Genomic DNA, 19,029 nt, shown 5'->3' on the forward strand with positions numbered 1-19,029 from the left:
ACCTCGCACTCCAGCCTCAGCCGACCAAGGATCGTGCCCCGCGAACAACGCACGGACCAACGCCCTTCCCCTTTGGCGCTCATGACACATTCGGTATCGGCACCCCAACACCGACGGACGGGCGGGTCAGCTCCGCGATGTTGTTCTCTGTCTCCTGGACGCGTACGTGGTGGAGGTGTACCGGAAGTCGGCGCTCGGTGATGATGCGCTCGGTATGGCGGGCCAGCACCTCTGCCACGGCCTCCACCGTCGGCCATGGCAATTGATCGGAACACGGGTCATGGCCGAACCGGAAGACACGCATTCCGTCTGCCGCGAACAGTGGGGCATAAGGGTCACGGTCGCCAAGGAGCGCAGCGTGGTCGAAGTTGGCGGCGGTGAAGGCCACCAATTCTTGCTTGACGGCGTCGAAATCACACAACAGGCCGTCGCGCGTAAGCGATCCGCGGACCGAGACCCATGCCTGCCAGGAATGGCCATGTAGTGACTGGCACTTGCCGGGCAGGAACGGCAACCGGTGCGCCGCCTCGAACCGTGTGCGGACGGTGATCGACCGCTCCGAGGCGTCCGCCGATGGCCACGGCACCGCATTCGACGAAAACACTCCAGTCATCCGGGCAGCCCTTCACCCGCAGCCGGTGATTCGGCGAAACGGTTCGCTCCATACCCGAGCGTGTCGAGTACTGCGAAGACCTCTGGGTCACGACCTGCCCGTTGACCGCGAGCCTGGCGGGTGTGGTGCTTCGCCCAGAGCCGCCGAGCGGGCCCCGCGAAGTCCCATCCCTCGGGCATCGCCGCCAATACTTCTTCCAGGTAGCCTGCGGCGCCGAAGGCGAGTACGCGTTGGAGGCAGGCCCAGCACCGCCCGCAATGACCAGCCTCCGCGGCAAAACAGGTCCGCGTGCGCAGTGCCTCCGCCAACCGGCCGCGCTGGGCCCACCAACGCACGAGGTCCGGCTTGGTCAGCCCCTGCAGCGGGTGGCACAGATGGAGATCCACTGCGGCAGCGGTGATCAGGTGCTGCATGGTGGTGTGGAACCGAATCGACTTGTCACTTATCGACAGCTTCGTTTCCTCGCCGTGGTTTCCGAACCAGACCTCGCCGTAGTCGCCCGGGTAACGCTCCTGGAACCAGTTGGCTATCGTCCACAGGAAGACGGCGTTGCGGCCGGCCAGGACATGCTCGTACCGCACGTGGAAGGGCTGGTCGCAGGCGATCACCTTGAGGCCCGGGGCAAGGTCCCTTGCCACGGCGATCTCGGCGTCTGCGTAGGGGATTCCGGGCGATGCCACGTAGACAGCGGTCACCGGCAGCTCCTGTTCCAGGGCCATCCCGTAGCAGGTGGCGGAGTCGAGACCGCCGGTGACGGGGATGACGACGTGGCACCCGGTCGGGTCATCGCCCGCCGTCGGCGAGTTTTCCTCCGAGGCGTGCATCGCGGTACGGAACGACGAATCGGCCGTTCCGCGGGTCCAGTCGGATACCGCATCCCCGCTGGTTCGACGCAGCTCAAGCCACTCTTCCAGAGCAGGGGCTGGCAGCTCGATCCCACGGGTATCGATGACGGCGTCCACCGGCACTGGGTGCTCAAAGCGGAGTTCGTCATGCGGCACACGATGTTCCGTCAGCCAGGACTTGACCGACTCACGGCTCGATTCCGGCAAGGTGCAGTGCACCAGGATGCGCCAGCCGTGGGCATGTGCGTTGGCCGCGGCCGCCACCATTGCAGGGTTGGGCGCCCCGAGCCGCTCGGCCGGGCCGTCCGCGCTCAACAGGCAGTTGAGGTCGATGGAGACGCACGGGGCTCCGGATGACGATGACCGCTCGGACTTTTTGATGGACAGCATGAGCACCTTCCGGTCGTCTATGCCCTCGACGCGTGCTGTCATGTTGAAACGGAGTGTGGCCTTCATTGCCCATCACAGCCGATTCTCGCTTTCCTGTCAGCGGCCGCGGTGGTCGCCCCATAGCAGGATGTGCAGTCGTGGGCTGACTGACCAGCCACGCTCCACCGCAAGCTCCGCGAGGTCGGCCATGCCGTTCATGATGGTTTCTCGGTCTGTGCCCTCCGGCATGACCCAGACGGGGTCAAGCCCGTGGGTCCCAACGATGTTGTCCACCTCGGGCATGTCTCGTCCCGGATCAGTGATCACAAATTTAAAGACGGCTTTGCCCGTCGCGGCAAAAGCTGCCAAGGGGCCAGCGACGAGGCGTTTGCCGCGTCCTACCTTTGAGTTGCCGAGCTTCGGCGAGACGTTGAATCGGTCCGTGCAAGCCACGAGGTCCGGTGCGGGGGCGATCGTGCCGTTCGTTTCCAACTCCACCAACCGCCCCTCCCCACACAGCCTGGCGACCAGGGGAACCAGCGCCGTCTGCTGGATGAGAGGTTCACCGCCGGTGATGACCACACGCCGCAGGCGGCGGGCCAGTACCCACTGAGCTACATCATCCACCGGCCAGATATGCAGTTCCTGCTCGGGGAGGTAGGTCGGGTTGGTCCACTGCCAGGTATACGGCGTGTCACAGTAGGCGCAGTCCAGATTGCAGCCGCCGAGCCGCACGAACTGCGCTGCCTGGCCCGCAGATGGTCCCTCACCCTGGATCGAGGTGAACAACTCGTTGATAACCAGTCCCCCGGCGGCCAGCGCACGACGATGGATCGCGGCGGCGGAAAGAGCGGGCATGATGCCGCTCGGGGCCGCTCGGTTGCTTACGTGGTGGGACACGGCGCTGCCTTTCGACCGGACAAGCGATGTCTGCCTTCCAGTGTGGCAATACCAGAACGCTGTCTCCAGAACGTGCTGAGCCGATTTGCGTGTTCTCTCCACTCAACGGCCCAGACGCCGCTCCAGCTCCTTCGCCTCAAGCTCGCGATTCGCTGCCTCAAGGACCACCACCTTCGCAACCGCGACCGCATGGACGCCCTCGGCCTCCCGATGGATCGCCCTCACCCCGGCCACCGCCTCCACCTCAGTGAGCCGCCCCTCGATCAGCTCCGGTCACAGGCCGGCAACCCGCTTCCGCAGGTCGGCAGCCGCCCGGATGTACTCCTCACCACTCACGCCCGGGACAACGCCACACCTAGGCCTGGCGGATCCGGCCGCGGCCGCTGTGGCAGATCGCGCTGGTCAGGCGGTGGCGGGACTCCTGGACGGTCAGCTGCCGGTTCATCAGCCGCCGGTAGGTGTCGTCAACCGGGTCGACGAGGGCGAGCAGGTGCAGGGTCTTGTCGATCCGCCCGTACTCGGCGAACGCCTGCCCCGATGGGGTGGGGTGGCGCTCGCGCCCGAACGTCCGCAGCAGGTCGTAGACGGCCGCTCGTCATGACCGACCTCACCCGTATCGCACACGCTGTCACGGCAGAAGCGGGGGCGAATGGACGGGACCCCGCCCCGCCCGTCCCGCGCGGGCCGACGGCCCGGACCACCACGCCGGGCCCCGGGCTGACGCCACCGGACGTCAGGGGAGCGCGAGCACCGCGGCGATGGCGGCGCGCAGCTCCTGGTCGTCGAGGACGGCACGGTAGTCCCGGTAGTTGGACAGCCGCGGGTCGCGGGCCTCGACGAGGCGCAGTGCTCGCCGTGCGGCCGGCGTGACCGTGCCGATGCGCAGGAACCCGCGGAGCGCCTCGGCCAGGTCGCCGTAACGGTCGTCGTCCCCAGTGAAGCGCACGACGACCTGCTCCAGCACCGACAGGGTGGGCCCCGGGTCGCCGGTGATCCTCCACAGGGCGACCGCCGCCGTCGCCTTCCCGTACTCGGCGTTCTCCATGACCTCACGCACCCGTCCGGTGTGCGCCGCGGCGGCGGGACCGAAGTCGGACAGGAGGAGGACCGGTCCGTACGGCGACGCCTGCTCGTCCTGCACCGCCTCGCCCAGGAGCCGCAGCGCGGTACCGTCGTCACCCCCCGCGATGCGCCACGCGGCCCAGGCGATCCTGTCGTGGTTGCCCGGATGGTCGAGGACGACCGCGTCGCGCACGGCGGGCGCCGTCGAAGCCGCACCGGGTCCCATCGCCAGCAGCACGTCGACCACCCTAAACGAGTACCGAGTGTCCTTCAGGAGCGGCAGGATGACCGGGAGCACGGGCAGCGCGTCCGGCCCCCACTCCTCGGCAACGTGCAGCAAGGTGCCCATGATCTCGCCGTGGTCGCCGTGCCGCTCGTGGTCCTGCCGCACCTCCTCCAGCAGCGCGGGCAGCAGGACGTCCGCGTGCTCGCGCAGCGGCGCAAGGACTTCGTGCATCTCCGGCCGGCGCGGATCGCCCGCCACCCAGCTGCGCCCGAACTGCTCCCGGTACGGCGCCCAGAGCGACTCGACCAGACCGGGGAAGCAGCGGGGGTCGCCCAGCCGGACCAGGGCCCAGCGTGCGAAGTCGCCGACGGTCCCCTCGATCCAGGAGATTTCGTCGGTCCCGGGATCATCGAGCAGTGCCGCCAGGCGGTCGGCGTAGGGAGCGGAGTCAGGGGCGAGCATTGCGAGGAGGTGCGCGGCCTTGAGTCGCACGCAGTCGTCGGCACATTCCAGCAGCCGTGCCGCGAGGGGTAGCACCGTCGGTGCCGCGGAGCGCCGCAGCACCAGGTGCCGCCACGCCTCGTCCAGGACGATCCGGCGCAGCCCGTCGTCCGCGGTGCGTTCTGCCGCCTCAGCCAGCCGGGACACGAACGACAGGGCGTCCTGGGGGATGTGGTCGAGGAGACCGGACACCCATGCGGCGACGTCGTCCCGGGTGTAGGGGATCTCGACGTCCGGTAGCCACCAGATCCGCTCGAACCGGGGCCGTACGGCCGGATCGGCGAGGACGTCCAGCAGCAGGTCGGCATGCCGGAGTGGGGCGTCGCGGTCGAGGGACGCCCGGGCGATCACTGCCGCCACCTTCATCACCGGCTCGTCGTCGCGCAGCACCCGGCTCAGCACCGCCTCCACCGCGCCGGCGAACCGGTGCCGGCCGCCGGGAGACCTGGTCTCGGGCGCGTCGGCGGTCGTCGCGGCGCGGGTGCCCAGCGCCAGCAGGAGGGGCAGGCGTACGGCCGGGTCCGTCTCGGCGTGCCACCGTTCCAGCAGCGCGTCGTCGTCCGCGATGAGGAGGGCGGCCCGCCGGACGCTCGGCGCGTGGTCCGCGATGAGCGCCGTGATCCTCTCGCTCTGACGCAGCCACTCCTCCCGCCATGCTCCGTGCGTGCCGTGTTCACCGGCCTCGCGCGCCGCACCGTTGAGGGCGCCGAGCAGTTCGACGAGAGTGACTCGTGCGCCGTTGGCGGGGTCGGATGCGAGCGCCGTGAGAAACGGCAGGGCCGCGGCTGCGGCCGACGGCAGCCCGCCTCCCGGGAGGAACAGGCAGGAGTACAGCGGGTGGCAGTCCTCCTCCGTCGCCGCCGGGCCTCGCCTGACCAGGCGGCGCAGCGCCCGCGGGACCTCCTTGACCGGATGGTGCTCCGGCATGCCCGTCCGGAACCGGCTCCAGTCCACCGCGTCCACCGCCTCGACCGAAGTCCCCGCCATTGCCACCCCGTCAGTCCGCCGTACGTCGACGACTGACATCCTGGCATCGACCCGACGGGATGACGGCAGGCCCGACGGGCGCAACCGGCGTTCGGCGGCGGCCCGACCGCGGTCCGCCGGGCCGGATTCGACCCCGAGCCAATCCACGGGCCCGGTTCAATCCGGTCCGCGGGTCCGGGGTTCGGCGGCCCCGGTGTCCAGCCTTGGTCTCTCCTCCCTCGGGCTCACCTGCGCGTCCGGGCCGGCAGCGTATCCCGTAGCTGCAGCACCGATCAGCTTCTGCAGCGCCCCCGCAGCCGCCGCGCCGCCAGTTGAGGCACACGCTGCCTGCGCCGAGCGGGTGAACCCCTGCGCAAGTAAGAACCCGTGACCGCACGAGCCCGTCGTGGAAGACGTGGATGCGATCAACGAAGTGCACGTGTCGGAGCCCGGTCTGGTCGTCGTGGACGTGGCAGCCGCTGACGACCAGACCGCCTTCGCCTTCCAGGCAGCACTCGCGTCGATGTGGGCGACCACCGCGGTGGAACGCACGACACGCGACGCCGGGCAGCACGGCGTACGGCTGCGCTGCTATCTGGACATGCGCCAGGCACCGAGCTGAACGGCGCCGACCGGGCCCGCTCCGCTAGGAGATCTTTAAAGGCTGAGGTTGTGGCGGTTGGAGGTCGAGCCCGGTCTTGGCGACGAGACCCTCGATGAGGCGAGGGCGGTACTTCATCCGTTTCAGCCGCGTCTTCACCGACGCGGTGAGCTGATCGAGGCTGTGCTTCGTGAGGTTGGCCAGCGACCTCTTCAGGTGCGACCACACGCCCTCGACCGGGTTGAACTCGGGGGCGTAAGGCGGCAGATGGAAGACGGTCAGCCATAATCGGGCGGCGATCAGCTCACGCATGTTGCGGCTGACGTGCGTGTTCAAGTTGTCCCAGACCAGCACGACAGGGCCGCCAAGCTGCTGGTGCACGGCATCGAGCAGGCGGGCGTAGTCAGTCTCGGTGGAGCCCTTGCGGCGGCCCTTGGCGGGACCACGGTCGACGAGGGCGGTGAAGGCGGTGAAGGCGGTGACAGCTGCGACAGCGGTACGGACGAGACGCACGAGACAGGGGTCCTCTCGAAGATCACGGGCAGTTCGTGATCTTCGTGCCGGCTCCCACCGGCGACCCGCCCGGCAGCCGGGGAAGGCTCTACCCGATCGGGTAGTAAGTGTGATCGTCGGCCCGCCACACCCGCCACTTAGGATCCATGCCCGCGGCAGAGGCACCGATGAGTCGATCCAGCTGGAACGATCCGCCGAGGAGGAACGCGCAAAGCTCGCAGGTGGCCGGTGACGAGTACGACGCCCAGTGGCGCCGGTGGGGCGAGGCGTCCCAGGCCGTGCAGGCGGCCATCACCGCTCACGCCGAAGCCACCGAGGCCAGCCGCTACGAGATCGAGCAGGCCATGAAGAAGGCCGTGCGGTGACGGGGATGCCCGAAAAATTCCCCAGGGTCTGCTCGATGCCCCACTTGGTTGAGCGGTAAAGGGTGAGGTCGAGGCCCGCGCCCGGGACCGCCTTGGCTCAGCGCAGCGCGTTCATCAGGGTGGTGACATAGGCATCCAGCCGCTCCTCCACGGTTCCTGTCGTCAGCTCGGTCCGTCCTGCCTCCCGCCACGGCTGCGCCACCGACTGCACTTCCTCCGAGAACGCCAGTGGCTCCCGCACCTGCCAGTACAGCCGCTCGTCCGCGGTCGCGGCCAGCCTCCCGCCGGCCTTCTGGTACGCCTCGGTGAAGCGCAGGCCCCACGCCGGTCCGTGCAGCAGCGCGAGATTGGTGGAGCAGTGCGCCACGTCGAGGTCCGCCGGGCCCCAGGAGGCCGCCGCCCAGTCGACGACGCCGGTGATCCGGGCACCGGCGGCACCGGCCGGGCCCGCGGGCGGCAGGTCAAACAGCACGTTGCCGGGCTGGAAATCCCGGTGCAGGAACCGCCCTTCGTAGCGCGGCGCGGGCTTGCGGATCACGTCGATGGCGGCGGCCCAGACCGTGGCGTCGGCGCCCTCGGGGGTCACGACCGTGTCGGCGGTCGTCAGCGCCACGTATTCCCGGGGCCGGTCGGCCGGCCGCACCGCGTGGACCGCCACGAGTTGACGGGCCAGCAGGGGCAGGCGCGTTTCCAGCCCCTCGTCGTCGAGGACCGTCCGGCCCGGCAGGTGGGTCATGAGCAGCGAGGGGTACTCGCAGTGCGCGGCGGTCGGGTCGACGGCGACGAGTCCGGGAGCCGGCACGCCGGTGCCGGTTAGCGTGGTCAGGGCGTCAGCCTCCCTGTGCAGGAGGTCCTCGGCCGGCCCCTGTCGGGTCGGGCCGACGAAGGAGCGCAGCACCAGGTGCCGAGTTCCTCCGTCCCCCGTGCCGATGGTCAGCCTCCGCATGTCGGCTGTGGCGCCGCCGTGCAGCGCCTCGGCTCCGACGATCCGCTCGCCCGCCTCCAGGTGCCGGCGCACCCAGGCCAGTGTCAACGGCCGGACAGTCGCCGCCTCATCATGATTGCTCACCGTGCCACCTCATCATCCGGACGGCGGCACGCGCGAACCCTTATGGGCCTGTTCGCACGTCAGCGTGCTGGTGGCGCCATCGCAATGCGCTGGGCAGCGGCGTAGGCAATGAGCTCTTTCAGCGCTGCCGCTCCCAAGTGAGGACGGCCGCAGAGATTGACGACATTCGATTCGGACTGCAGCGAGACCTGCGGAAGGTCCGCCACGACTTCAGTCGTGCGATGCCACGCTCGACCGGCGCCTGCGTTCTGGAAACCGGTCGATTGACGGTTTGCCGGTTGGCGTGAGGTCGCGGCCCGGCGGACGTCTGAGGGGTGTCGTCACCAAGGGCCAGCGGGGTTCATGTCCATATCGGTCGATGAAATGGGTCAGCTCGGACGGGCGATTCCGCCCGTGTGGGTCCTGTGTTGGGCATGATGTAGTGCGCTAACGCAGGCGCACACGCTAGCCGCAGTGGCCGGGGCGGTGGCGACCGCCGGCGACCACGAGCGAGCCCTGCGTCTGGCCACCGAAGCCGAGCAGATCGCCCGGGCCAACACCAACCGGGCTGGCGGGCGCAGGTGCTAGTCGCGGTGGCCGGGGCCGTGGCCGCGGGCGACCACAAGCGGGCCTGCCGCCTGGCCACCGAAGCCGAGCAGATCGCCCGGGCCATCACCGACCTGGTGGGGCGGGCGCGGGTGCTGACTTCGGTGGCCGGCGTGGTGGCGACCGCCGGCGACCACAAGCCGGCCCTCCGTCTGGCCGAAGCCGAGCGGATCGCCCGGCCCATCACCGACCCGGGCTGGCCCTCGCGCTGCTGACAGGGCTCGTTGATCGTCCGCTGGGTCGGGTTGAGGTCCTGGTGCGGGAGCCGTCTGATCGGCGTGGTCACCCAGTAGCCGGCGCCGATGTAGGCGCGGTCAGCGAGGACGGGAACGCCTTGGCGTTCGCGGATCCGGATGATGTTGTGGCTGCGCGCCGCGGTCAGATCGTGGGAGCACTGGCTCGTCGCCGAGTCCAGCCTCACCTGGGGATGGCCGGCCGCCTCGAGGATCCGCAACTCCTCGCCACACGGCCCCGTCCTCGCCGACCCCGACGCCAACAAGATGTTCTGGCTGGTGGCACCGAGCGCCGCGGAGGAACTCGCCGACGTCCGGCACCTGGCCGTGCATCCTGCGGGCCGGCCGCTGTCCTGCCCGCCTACTGGCTGGCAGATGGACGGCCGGTTCTGGCTGTGGCGTCCCGACGGATCGGGTCACCTCAACGATCTCGCGCTCATCGCCGCCGCGTTCGGTCCCGGCGGCTACCGCACCGAAGCGGAGGCGCCGCCCCTCTTGACGACCGCCGAGACAGGAGCCCTGCTCGACATGCCTGACGATCTGCTCCCGCTCATCCTGTTGCCGCCCCTGGAAGTCCCGCCGACGCCAGGGCGCGCGGCGCCGAGTGCGTAGGGGGCGGCGAACCGCTTTCCACGGCAACGGCCGTCGCCCTCGGCGAGCGTGAGACCGACGGCGGTCACTGGTTCCCGCGAGCCTGCCGGCCTTGCACCCGCCGTGCCGCGCTGACCGCGCGCAACGACCACCCCGGCCGGTGCGAGCAGTGCACGGATGACGCCACGATCTGCGAGACCCGCCGCGCCCTGCACGCCCTCGCCCTGGAGCTCCGCCGATGAACTGCGCACGCTGCACCGAGCCGATCCGGCCCGACGAGGAGACTGAGAAGGTCCACAAGGTCGGCGCGCCTGCTGTTGGCTCTGTCATCGTCGTGCATGCGCGGGCCGTCGCGCTCGCCGGCAGACGGCGCCGAGACAACGCTGAAAACAGGCTCCCGCTCCCGGCGCACGCCGACCGCGGCGGGGGCGGGCAAGACTCCAGCGGGCTCCGACGGCGCATCGGGAGCGATGTCGTGCGCTGGAGACGTGGTCGTCCCCACCCCCGTCGGGGGACGACCACCGGAACCTCCATGCCTAGGCTGCGGGGCAGGAAAGGACGCTGCATGTCCGAGTGGATCGGCCCGCGGTACGAGGAGCTGGTCGCAGCGTGGAAGCGCGCGCAGCAGCAGGACTCGCGTGACCCAGCACTTGCGCCACAGCGCGGATTCATCGTGCCGGCCGAGGCGGTAACTCGCGCTGGCCCCAAGACGGCCGCCCGCCCAGGGACCGGAAACCTCTGGCGAGGGTGGGGAGGGCCGGAGAGATCCCAGCCGGGATGTACCCATCGGCTGGGACCTCTCTTGTGTGCGGAGTTACAGGGGGCGGATGTTCTCCGCCTGCGGGCCCTTCTGGCCCTGCGTAACGTCGAACTCGACCTTCTGGCCCTCCTGCAGCTCGCGGTAGCCCTGGCTGGCGATGTTGGAGTAGTGGGCGAAGACGTCCGGGCCGCCGCCCTCCTGCTCGATGAAGCCGAAGCCCTTTTCCGCGTTGAACCACTTCACAGTGCCCTTGGCCATGTGCCTGTCTCCTTCGAGGGGACTCATCGATCCCGCACCGTGCAGGATCCGGAGGTGATCGCCCTGGTCCGGAGAGGCGTTGAACAGCAAAAACGCCCGCGATTGCGATCACGGGCGAACGGGACTTCGGAACCACGACTGCTGATTACGACGCTACACCGGTCGGTGGGGCTCGGCCACACGGTTCCGGTCATCGCGGCGCATCACCTTGGCGTGCCGGTCGCGTGCAGCCCGCGAAAGCCGCAGGTCAAGGCGGCCTAACCGCATCCTCTATGCGGTTACTCAGGTTGAGCTGGTGGAGTCCGATGGTCTGGTCGCGTCATGGTCCATGATCAGGCCAGTCGTCGCCAGCGAGATCCCTCTGCTCAGCACGAGCCGAATGGCCGAATCATATGATCGGTTAGTCACGGTATTAGGTTGGAGGGTGAACCCTGGCATCTCGGGGCTTGGGAAGGGAAGCAACCGATCATGGGATCCCTTGCGCATCCGCAGTTCCACATGCCGTTCGAGTCCCGCCTCAACCCCCATGTTGACCAGGCCCGCGCACATGCCAAGGAGTGGGCCCGGCAGATGGGCATGTTCGACGACGAGTACTTGGAATGGCCTCAAAGGTGGAGCGAGGAGAAGTTCGATCAGGCCGACTTCCCGTTGTTCATCGCCTTGACCCATCCCGACGCCGATGCGGCGAGTTGGAGCTGGTCACCGATTGGCATGTTGCTCTGTGGTTCGTTGACGACCTGTTCCTGCCGCTCTACCGGCGTGACCACGACCAGGAGTCGGCTGCAGCTCAGGTGGAACGGCTGATGCTGTTCTTGCCGTTGGACGGATTGCCGCGGCCGCTGAGCCCCGTCAATCCCGTGGAGCGGGCCTTCGCAGATCTGTGGACCGGCACGTCCGCCACCATGAGCCTGGTCTGGCGCGATCGGTTCATCAGCAGTGTGCGGCGCTTCCTCGACGGGGTGCTGTGGGAGCTCGAACACGTCGACCATGCCTTGACCGACCTGATCGAATATTTGGGAGCCCGCCGTGACTTCGGCGGCTTGCAGTTCACCGCCGTGCTCATGGAGCACGCGATGGGCGAGCTCCATGAGAATGCAGTTCGATGCAGGGAGTTCCGCACCGCCGTTGACGCGTTCGTTGACGCCGTCAGCCTGCACAACGACATCGTGTCCTATGACCGGGAGGTCGATGAAGGCACAGTCGGCAACAACGGCGTGGAGGTTGCCCGCAAAGCCCTTGGGCTCAATCGGCGCGACGCTGCCGCCGTCGTCAACGATCTGCTGACCGCAAGGGTCGACACTCTGGCCGAGGCACCGGCAGCCGTACTGCCCGAGGCGGAACAGTTCGTCAAATCGCTGCAAGAGGCGCTGGCAGGCTCGTACTTGTGGCACGAGCTGACCGGCCGCTTCGGCCAGGCAACGGCAAGAACCCTTGGGAGGCCCCGCGGTCTGGGCACCTCCGCGGTATATGCCTTTTCAGGGCCGCTCCGGGGCTACTCGGGTTGAACCACGCGGAGACCGGCGGTCTGATCGCGTCGTCGGCCATGGTCATACCGGTGGGTGGCAGACAGCCGTCGACCAGGTGGGGCCGGTGCTGGATCTTCTTCAGCTTCCGCTTGATCACGCGGGTGAGGCGCGTGAGGTCGGTGGCGGCGAAGTCGGCCAAGTGCCGCTTGAGGAGCGACCAGATCCCCTCGGCCGGATTCAGCTCCGGTGCGTAGGAGGGCAACTGGAAGATCTGTAACCAGTCCTGGTGTTCCTCGGCGAAGCCGGCCAGCTCCTTCGTGGATGTCGTCGCGGATCTCCCAACGGATCCGCAGGCGACGGAACCAGTGCAGGTGGGCGAACGCGCGCTCCACGACCCAGCGTTGGGCGCCCAGCCCGGAGCCGTGTTCGGTGCCGCGGCGTGCGATCAGCGGCTTCACGCCGATGCCCCGAACAAGGCAGCGGTACTTGTCGTGGTCGTAGCCGCGATCGGCCAGCACCATGTCTGGGCGACGCCGGGGTCAGCCAAGCTTGCCACGCACCGGCGGCAGGGCTTGCAGGAGCGGGATCAGCTGGGTGACGTCGTTGCGGTTGCCACCGGTCAGGGTGACGGCGAGAGGGATGCCCGTGGCATCGGTGATCAGGTGGTGTTTACTGCCCGTACTGCCCCGGTCAACGGGGCTTCGTCCGGTCTTGAGTCCCCCCTTTAGCGCGCGGATGTGAGAGCCGTCGACGGCCGCTCGGGAGAAGTCCAGGGGTTCACGCTGCAGAGCTCGGCCAGGAGAGCCTCGTGCAGCCGGGGCCAGACCCCAGCCTCGGTCCATTCAGCCAGGCGGCGCCAGCAGGTCATGCGGGAACCGACCACCTCGAAGATCATTTTGTTAGGAGTTCTTACGGGCACGGGAGCTTCGCCAGGGGGTGGCGGGACCCGGCGATTTCTTGGACAGGTGTCCAGCTATCCTGGACACCTGTCCAAAAAGGGGAGGGCCCGCTGCTCATGGAAATCGTGGCGAACGTGCTGGTCGGCCTGGTGGCCGTGTTGCACATGTACATCCTGGTGCTGGAGATGTTCCTGTGGCAGCGGAAGCCGGGGCGGGGGCTGCACGGGTTCGACCCGGAGACGGCCCGGGCGACCGCTCCGCTGGCCGCCAACCAGGGCCTCTACAACGGCTTCCTCGCGGCCGGACTGGTGTGGGGGCTTCTCGCCGCCGACCCGACCGGCTTCCGGGTCCAGGTGTTCTTCCTGTCCTGTGTGGTGGTTGCGGGCGTGTTCGGCGCCACCACGGCCAACCGCCGCATCCTGTTCGCCCAGGCGCTGCCCGGCGCGCTCGCGCTGGCCGCCGTCCTCGCCGCACGATGAGCCGGGCGCCGCACGAGGACCCGAGGGCGGCGCGCACCCGCGCCAGGCTGCGCGCCGCCCTGCTCGCCGAGTGCGCCGAGCGACCGCCGGCGGAGGTCGCCGTGGCCGCGCTGGTGCGCCGGGCCGGGGTGGGCCGGGCCACGTTCTATGTGCACTACGACGGCATCGAGGCGCTGGCGGTCGACGCGTGCGCGGACGTCGTGCGGCAGGCGGTGGACGCGCTGCACGCCTGGCGGGGGCGGCCCGATCCGGTCCACGCCCCGCCCGCGCTGCGGGAGTTCTTCACCGGCCTGTCCCCGCACACAGCCCTGTACCGGTCGCTGCTCGCGCCGGGCGGCGGCGGGCCGCTCGGCCGGGTGCTGCACCGGGATCTGCGGGCCCGCAGCCTCGAGGAGCGCGAACTGGCCGGCGCGGCTGACGCCCCGCTGGTCGCGTCGGCGGTGGCGGCGACCTTCGCGGGTGTCCTCGCGGACTGGCTGCACGGGCTGCTGCGGGCCGCGCCGGAGGAAGTCGCGGACCAGGTCTGGCAGTTGCTGGTCGCACTGCACCGGAGCCGGTGACCGGTCACTTGCAGGCGACCTCCCGCGCCGCCCGGGGCCCGCTGGCGACTGCATCACCTGCGGATCGCCCCCGAGACGGTTTACTCTCTCACCCATGCCTGGCTGGAAGGCGCGGTCTGCCCTCCCCATGCCGGCGAACCGCCGGTGCTGCGACCCGACCCCGCCGCACGGTCGTTGAACAAAGATGCCGTCCTCCTGCGCGCCGCGGCACTCGAACCGCAGGGCTTGCCGGACAAGGTGGACGGTCACAGGGATCCCGGCGGTGTGCCCGAGGAAGTCCTCCGCATCACGACGGAAGAGCTCGGGCGCGATCCGCAGGCGCACGAGCCATGGCTCCGGCTGGCTCTGGCGATGCGCGGCAGCGGACCCGCCGTGGGTCCTGAGCGCGACTCGGCGGGTGCCCGGTCCCTCACCCACCGCCCGGAGTTGGTGCGTGCCGTCCACCTGTCCCTCCAGGAACGCACCGGTACGGTCCCTGACCCGTGGGCGCTCGCCGAGTGGCTCGGGGCAGCCATCGAACCACCGAGGGTGGACAACCCCAGGGTGGCGCGACCCGCCACCTCCCCAGAAGCCCTCGAGATACGCCCGCGCGCATGGCGCACACACCTGCACCCGCGCCGGTGAACCCCGCCCGCCGCCCTCGCCGGGCACGGTGGTGCACCACCACACGCTGAACACGCCGTGCTCGGTTCGAAGAGGCGCGGGTCCGGCGAGCCACCCCCCGCGGGCGCGGGGATGGTCCCGACCGTAGCGGGCCACCCTTGTGCCGTATTCGGTGGTCCCCGCAGGCAATGGTCCCCGCACCGACGGCACGGGCGGCTATTTCGTGCCGCGCTCTGCCCGCCCGGCCTGCTAGCGTTCCGCGCGGTCCCATCGAGGCTGGCCACCCGGCCCGCTGACCACGCGGCTGGCATCGCTCCCTCGCACGTCTTTAAGTGTTCGGCCACCATTCGGCCGGGGCCGCTAGCACTGCTCGGGATCTATGTCAGCACTTCAGGCCGATGATGCCCCACCTGCGCCCTGCAGCCTCGGTGACTACCTGCCCCCATTCGGTGACGAGGGCAGCAAACGACGAGAAGTCGTTGATCCACCCCGTGGGCTGAGCGACGTGGCGTTCGAAGGCTTCGCGTAGAGACGGCAGGCCAGGCTCGACCTGGGTCCAGAAGTGATGAAGGGCTGCCACGTCCTCGGGGAGGAGCCACCGCATGGTCCCTGGGCACCAGTGGTTCTCCCGTCCGGGGACGGCAGGAGTGAATGGAGGGTCCGCAAACTCCCAGTTGTATTCGCCCCAGAACAACGGAGCGCTGAACTCATCGAGTGCCGTGCGAAGTCCGGGCCCGACGAATCCTCGCATCTGGTCCCATCGTTCACCTGCCCAGAAGTGCGGCTTGTACGAGGTGAGGGTGTTAGAGAACTCGTAGCGTGCGTACCAGGGGCCGTTCTCGACATCAGGCCAGGTCCATCCCTCCGAGCCGTTCTCCTCCCAGACGTCGTCACTGCCGAACGCAGCGGTCTCCACCAGGTCGGCCCGCAGCTCGGGCGACGTCGCTTCTATGTACGCGCAGTCGACGATCAGGAGTTCCATGCACAAGCCCACGCGGTGAGCGTAGGGCACCCGTCGCGGATCGTCGTAGCCCGCGCCCTGAGAAGCCGGGCGCGGGCCCCAGCTTCCCGGCGCGCCCCGACCACCTGCGGGGTGGGGACGTACCTCTGTACCTCGCTGGCCACGTTGGGGAGTACGCCGCCACTCGGTCAGGTACGGCGAAATGTGGACCAGGTCCTCGGGATCGATCTCCCACTCCTCCTTCACCAGCTGGCGGATGATCGCGGCGATGTCCAGGGCGTTGTGGAAGATCAGGCTGCCACGGCGACGAGCACATGATCACCCGGCTACTTTGCGGCCGGTGTCTGGGCTAGGACTACAGGGCCTGCCACGGGTCCTCGCCACGCACGGCCGACTGACGCGGGCCGAGCTGACCGAGCACCTCACCGCCCTCGGTATCTCGCCGGACGGGCAGGCGCCTTTCCACCTGATCCGTCATGCGGCACTCACTGGCGTCCTCTGTCACGGCCCGCAGCGCGCCAGCGAGGCCACGTATGTACTGCTCGACGACTGGCTGCCCGCCATCGGGGGAGCCCAAAGTGGAACCTGCGGGCTCTGGCTCGCGGCCAAGTGCCCTCACCCCCCGAGAGGTTGAGCCGGCTCACGCCCTGGCGGTCGGTCGCCTACCTGCGCGATCGGCTCATGCAGAGCGGCATCCTGCCGCCGGCCGACCGTCAGTTGCTGCTGTTCCAGCGGTGGCTCGCCGAGAAACTGCCGACCGTCAGCAAACCCGAGCACCGCAAGCTCCTGGAACTCTTCGCCGCCTGGCACATCCAACGCCGTCTGCGCACCCTGGCCGGCCGCGGCCCGCTCACCGGAAAGCAGATCCAGCAGGCCCGCAACGAGCTCCACCTCGCGATCGCCTTCCTCGGCCACCTCGCCGAGCGTAGACGGGCCCTCCCCGACTGCACCCAGGCCGATGTCGACGCCTGGTATGCAGGCGGCCACACCGCCAGGCACCTCACCCATGCCTTCCTCTTCCGGGCCATGCGGTCCAAGCACATGCCCGCCGTCACCGTTCCGCACCGCTCGACGAGCAATCCCACGCCGATCGCCCAGCCCCAGCGGCTCGCGCTGCTTCGACAGCTGGTGAACCGCGACGACGTCCCCCTCCAGGACCGCGGGGCTGCCGCGCTTGTCCTCCTCTGCGCGCAGCCGCTCACCCGGATCGCCAGGCTCGGCACCGACGACGTCCAGCACAAGGACGGCGAAGTCCTCGTCCGGCTAGGCGACCCGCCGTCGCCCGTCCCGGCCCCTTCGCCGAGATGCTGCTGGACTACCTGGGGCAGCGGCCGAACACCATGACCGCGACCAACCTCGACGCCCGATGGCTCTTCCCCGGCCGCTGAGCCGGGCAGCCCATGACCCCGGAAACTATGGAACTCCGGCTCCGGCACCTGGGCTTCCCGACCCAGCGAGGACACAGCGGCGATCCGTCACCTCGTCTCCCAGGCCCCGGCCCCAGTGGTCGCCCGAATGCTCGGCTACAACGACGACACCACAGCCCGCCTCGCCGAAGTGGCCGGCGGAACCTGGCGCCACTATGCCCCCGGCGACCACTCGCGGGGACTACGAGCCGTCAGCAGCTGAGGCATACGCGACTCCCGATTACGCGAGGTCGCCAGTCAGTAGAGGCCGGTCACGGGGCGAGCACCAGCTTTCGCAGGGATTCGGTGTCGGGCTGGTCCGCGACGGCCGCGTCCAGGGCCAGGCCGAGCTGGTCCTCGAAGCCGTCGGCGGGATAGCGCAGGGTGGCTGAGTCGGACCAGGACAGCTGCCAGCGTGCGGCGCCGCGGGCCGTCAGTTCCATGGTGACCAGCTGGTTGAGGGCCCGCCGCAGCGCCAGGCGGGAGAACTCGCGGGCCGCGCTGCCGGTCGCGGCCGCCGTCTGCTCGGACTTCGGGAACCGGTCGGCGATCCGCCAGCGCACGGCCGGGTCGGCGTCGATCGCGTCGAGCAGAGCCTGGAGGCCGGGGCCCGCGCCCTCGACGGAGAGGGCCGCACGGATGTCCTCCGTGCCCTGGGCGACGTACAAGGTCATCGACTCGTGGACCAGGTCCTCCCAGTCCACCCGCTTGAGCGCGAGCGCCTCCGGGGTGAGGACGGCCTGCTCCAGCGCGGCCAGCACCGCGTCCGGGTCGGCCAGCAGCTCCAGAGCGGGCCGCGCTGCCTGTCGGCCGCGGCCGTCGTCGGGCAGGGCCTCGATCCGGGCCACCCGCTCGGCGAGCGAGGGGTGGGAGTCGTACGGGGAGGCGGGCTCGGTCGACAGCTCCCGGCGTAGCTCCTCCAGCTCGGCCGAGCGGGCGTCGAGGAGCCGGCGCAGGCCGCCGAAGACCTCGCCTGGCCGGGGCAGCAGACCGGCGCCAACGCCGAGGGTGGCGTACGAGCTCATGTAGAACGCGTGCGCCGAGCCGAGGGCGTTGACCTCGCGCAGCGCGGACACGGCGGAGTCGCGTCCGGCGACCCGGACCGAGGCCAGGTCGGCGGCGAGCTCCTGGCGGCGGGAGGTGGTGAGTGTGGCGCGCATGTAGAAGTTGCCGTACGCCGTGTAGATCTTGGCCATGCCGCGGTACGTCGCACCGAGGCCCGGGGTGTCGACCATCAGGGTCTTCTTGCCCTTGGCCGCCCGCTTGGCGGCCTTGTTCTCCTGCCTCTCGCGCTCCTTGGCCTGCTTGTTGTCGGAGCGCTCGTGGAAGTGGGCGACGGTGCGGATCAGTTGGGCGCGACCACGGGCGATCAGCGGGGTGAGGAGGGTGTCGAAGTTGGCGTAGTGGCCCATCTCGTGTGCGAGTACGGCGCGCAGCTGCATCTCGTCCAGGCCCATCATCAGCGGCAGGCCGAGGTAGAGGCGACGGACACCGGGCCGCAGGCCCAGCAGCGAGGAGCCCTCGCTGACGGCCGCGTTCACGTGCTCGATCAGCACGATCTCGTCGGGCGCTCGCGTGCCGACCTGGCGTGCGACATCGCGCATGGCCTCCCACAGCGCGGGCTCCTGAGCCTCGCTGACGGTGACGGTGATGCCGGCCGGAGGCTCGGCCTTGGGGGTGCGCAGCATGAACAGGCCGCGCACGACCGGGATCGCGAGGACAACGGAGAAGACGACGATGCTGTCGGCGGTGGCGTGGAGCCCGCTCCTGAGAGCGGCGTAGTCGATGCCGGCCAGGACTGCCAGCAGGACGACGCCCAGCAGGTAGAAGCCCGCGAGCAGGACGAGGGCGCGCAGAGCGCGCAGCGAAGCGCCCATATGGACAGATTCCCCCGGGATGAAGTGCGGTGCGGATCCGCATCATGCGGCCCCAAGGGCGCTTGCGGCAACTTGATCGGCGGCCCGTTCCCTCTGGTGGCGCCTGTGCGGCGGGGACGCCCCGGCAGGGCAGGCGAACCTACCGCCTGGGGCGCGACCGGCCGGTTGGGGCGGTGTCCCCGCTGGAGTGTCTCCTCGTCCGTCGTCCTCCAGGGCCCGGCCCCGGTGGTCGCCCGGATGCTGCAGGACACGGGTGGCCCCGTGCTCTCCGGGAGGAGGGCCAGGCACTCCTTGAGCGGGCGAAGGCATGGAGCCCGCCGA

At 69.6% G+C, this 19,029-nt stretch carries 17 protein-coding genes and 6 pseudogenes; 9 read left to right on the top strand and 14 right to left on the bottom strand.

Features of this window, described 5'->3' with window-relative positions:
* Positions 1-79: 79 nt before the first annotated feature.
* The 5 genes and pseudogenes from ACZ7HQ_RS36875 to ACZ7HQ_RS36895 all read right to left on the bottom strand — a co-directional run bounded on the left by ACZ7HQ_RS36875 (position 80) and on the right by ACZ7HQ_RS36895 (position 5,503).
* The gene (locus ACZ7HQ_RS36875) at positions 80-613 is read right to left on the bottom strand and encodes a 6-pyruvoyl trahydropterin synthase family protein (RefSeq protein WP_470999561.1); all 534 of its coding nucleotides are present in this window, start codon (positions 611-613) and stop codon (positions 80-82) included.
* Positions 610-1,890, bottom strand: coding sequence for a 7-cyano-7-deazaguanine synthase (locus ACZ7HQ_RS36880; protein WP_470999562.1), 1,281 nt, complete (start codon positions 1,888-1,890; stop codon positions 610-612). The genes ACZ7HQ_RS36875 and ACZ7HQ_RS36880 overlap by 4 nt, the downstream gene beginning before the upstream one ends.
* Positions 1,891-1,944: 54 nt before the next feature.
* Complete coding sequence (locus ACZ7HQ_RS36885; protein ID WP_470999564.1) at positions 1,945-2,685, bottom strand: 7-carboxy-7-deazaguanine synthase QueE; 741 nt, start codon at positions 2,683-2,685, stop codon at positions 1,945-1,947.
* 403 nt (positions 2,686-3,088) lie between these two features.
* Positions 3,089-3,310 (bottom strand): annotated as a pseudogene (locus ACZ7HQ_RS36890) (Tn3 family transposase); the annotation flags it as partial.
* 150 nt (positions 3,311-3,460) lie between these two features.
* Positions 3,461-5,503, bottom strand: a complete 2,043-nt coding sequence (locus ACZ7HQ_RS36895) for a hypothetical protein (RefSeq protein WP_470999566.1) — start codon at positions 5,501-5,503, stop codon at positions 3,461-3,463.
* Between the two features lie 385 nt (positions 5,504-5,888).
* Here ACZ7HQ_RS36895 and ACZ7HQ_RS36900 point away from each other — a divergent pair, with 385 nt between their 5' ends.
* Entirely contained in the window at positions 5,889-6,104 is a 216-nt protein-coding gene (locus tag ACZ7HQ_RS36900; RefSeq protein ID WP_470999567.1) for a DUF6207 family protein, read from the top strand.
* Between the two features lie 24 nt (positions 6,105-6,128).
* Here ACZ7HQ_RS36900 and ACZ7HQ_RS36905 read toward each other — a convergent pair.
* A pseudogene (locus tag ACZ7HQ_RS36905) lies at positions 6,129-6,536 on the bottom strand (transposase); the annotation flags it as partial.
* Between the two features lie 227 nt (positions 6,537-6,763).
* On the opposite strand from ACZ7HQ_RS36905, the gene ACZ7HQ_RS36910 reads away from it, so the two are divergent.
* Positions 6,764-6,961 carry a hypothetical protein gene (locus ACZ7HQ_RS36910; protein ID WP_470999569.1) on the top strand — a complete coding sequence of 66 codons (198 nt, stop codon included), beginning with the start codon at positions 6,764-6,766 and terminating at the stop codon, positions 6,959-6,961.
* A gap of 97 nt (positions 6,962-7,058) precedes the next feature.
* Here ACZ7HQ_RS36910 and ACZ7HQ_RS36915 read toward each other — a convergent pair whose 3' ends face one another.
* Positions 7,059-8,030 carry a phosphotransferase family protein gene (locus ACZ7HQ_RS36915; RefSeq protein WP_470999571.1) on the bottom strand — a complete coding sequence of 324 codons (972 nt, stop codon included), beginning with the start codon at positions 8,028-8,030 and terminating at the stop codon, positions 7,059-7,061.
* A 118-nt stretch (positions 8,031-8,148) separates the two neighbouring features.
* Positions 8,149-8,354, bottom strand: a pseudogene (locus ACZ7HQ_RS36920) (transposase family protein); the annotation flags it as partial.
* A 248-nt stretch (positions 8,355-8,602) separates the two neighbouring features.
* Here ACZ7HQ_RS36920 and ACZ7HQ_RS36925 point away from each other — a divergent pair.
* The gene (locus ACZ7HQ_RS36925) at positions 8,603-8,830 is read left to right on the top strand and encodes a hypothetical protein (RefSeq protein ID WP_470999649.1); all 228 of its coding nucleotides are present in this window, start codon (positions 8,603-8,605) and stop codon (positions 8,828-8,830) included.
* Here the strand turns inward: ACZ7HQ_RS36925 and ACZ7HQ_RS36930 are convergent.
* A pseudogene (locus ACZ7HQ_RS36930) lies at positions 8,801-9,006 on the bottom strand (IS5/IS1182 family transposase); the annotation flags it as partial. The gene ACZ7HQ_RS36925 and the pseudogene ACZ7HQ_RS36930 overlap by 30 nt on opposite strands.
* Here ACZ7HQ_RS36930 and ACZ7HQ_RS36935 point away from each other — a divergent pair.
* Positions 8,969-9,460 carry a hypothetical protein gene (locus ACZ7HQ_RS36935; RefSeq protein ID WP_470999651.1) on the top strand — a complete coding sequence of 164 codons (492 nt, stop codon included), beginning with the start codon at positions 8,969-8,971 and terminating at the stop codon, positions 9,458-9,460. The pseudogene ACZ7HQ_RS36930 and the gene ACZ7HQ_RS36935 sit on opposite strands and share 38 nt — an antisense overlap.
* A 793-nt stretch (positions 9,461-10,253) precedes the next feature.
* Here the strand turns inward: ACZ7HQ_RS36935 and ACZ7HQ_RS36940 are convergent.
* Complete coding sequence (locus ACZ7HQ_RS36940; protein WP_470999573.1) at positions 10,254-10,457, bottom strand: cold-shock protein; 204 nt, start codon at positions 10,455-10,457, stop codon at positions 10,254-10,256.
* Positions 10,458-11,146: 689 nt separating this feature from the next.
* On the opposite strand from ACZ7HQ_RS36940, the gene ACZ7HQ_RS36945 reads away from it, so the two are divergent.
* Positions 11,147-11,962 carry a terpene synthase family protein gene (locus ACZ7HQ_RS36945; RefSeq protein WP_470999575.1) on the top strand — a complete coding sequence of 272 codons (816 nt, stop codon included), beginning with the start codon at positions 11,147-11,149 and terminating at the stop codon, positions 11,960-11,962.
* Positions 11,963-11,966: 4 nt separating this feature from the next.
* Here the strand turns inward: ACZ7HQ_RS36945 and ACZ7HQ_RS36950 are convergent.
* Together ACZ7HQ_RS36950 and ACZ7HQ_RS36955 are read right to left on the bottom strand one after the other, a co-directional pair.
* Positions 11,967-12,239: pseudogene (locus ACZ7HQ_RS36950) on the bottom strand (transposase); the annotation flags it as partial.
* A pseudogene (locus tag ACZ7HQ_RS36955) lies at positions 12,238-12,896 on the bottom strand (IS5 family transposase); the annotation flags it as partial. The pseudogenes ACZ7HQ_RS36955 and ACZ7HQ_RS36950, both read right to left, overlap by 2 nt.
* 42 nt (positions 12,897-12,938) lie before the next feature.
* Between ACZ7HQ_RS36955 and ACZ7HQ_RS36960 the strand changes: the two are divergent.
* From ACZ7HQ_RS36960 to ACZ7HQ_RS36970, 3 genes are all read left to right on the top strand, one after another.
* On the top strand, positions 12,939-13,301 hold the full coding sequence (locus tag ACZ7HQ_RS36960) for a DUF1304 domain-containing protein (protein ID WP_055496002.1): 363 nt from the start codon (positions 12,939-12,941) through the stop codon (positions 13,299-13,301).
* Positions 13,298-13,861 carry a TetR/AcrR family transcriptional regulator gene (locus ACZ7HQ_RS36965; protein WP_470999578.1) on the top strand — a complete coding sequence of 188 codons (564 nt, stop codon included), beginning with the start codon at positions 13,298-13,300 and terminating at the stop codon, positions 13,859-13,861. Before ACZ7HQ_RS36960 ends, ACZ7HQ_RS36965 begins: the two co-directional genes overlap by 4 nt.
* A gap of 144 nt (positions 13,862-14,005) precedes the next feature.
* Positions 14,006-14,485, top strand: coding sequence for a hypothetical protein (locus ACZ7HQ_RS36970; RefSeq protein ID WP_470999580.1), 480 nt, complete (start codon positions 14,006-14,008; stop codon positions 14,483-14,485).
* A 361-nt stretch (positions 14,486-14,846) separates the two neighbouring features.
* Here the strand turns inward: ACZ7HQ_RS36970 and ACZ7HQ_RS36975 are convergent, their stop codons facing one another.
* Positions 14,847-15,446, bottom strand: a complete 600-nt coding sequence (locus ACZ7HQ_RS36975; protein ID WP_470999582.1) for a hypothetical protein — start codon at positions 15,444-15,446, stop codon at positions 14,847-14,849.
* A gap of 609 nt (positions 15,447-16,055) precedes the next feature.
* On the opposite strand from ACZ7HQ_RS36975, the gene ACZ7HQ_RS36980 reads away from it, so the two are divergent.
* Positions 16,056-16,769, top strand: a complete 714-nt coding sequence (locus ACZ7HQ_RS36980) for a hypothetical protein (RefSeq protein WP_470999584.1) — start codon at positions 16,056-16,058, stop codon at positions 16,767-16,769.
* A gap of 334 nt (positions 16,770-17,103) precedes the next feature.
* Here the strand turns inward: ACZ7HQ_RS36980 and ACZ7HQ_RS36985 are convergent, their stop codons facing one another.
* The gene (locus ACZ7HQ_RS36985; RefSeq protein ID WP_470999586.1) at positions 17,104-18,708 is read right to left on the bottom strand and encodes a M48 family metallopeptidase; all 1,605 of its coding nucleotides are present in this window, start codon (positions 18,706-18,708) and stop codon (positions 17,104-17,106) included.
* Between the last annotated feature and the right edge of the window lie 321 nt (positions 18,709-19,029).

The sequence above is a fragment of the Streptomyces sp. NPDC037290 genome, assembly GCF_055603245.1.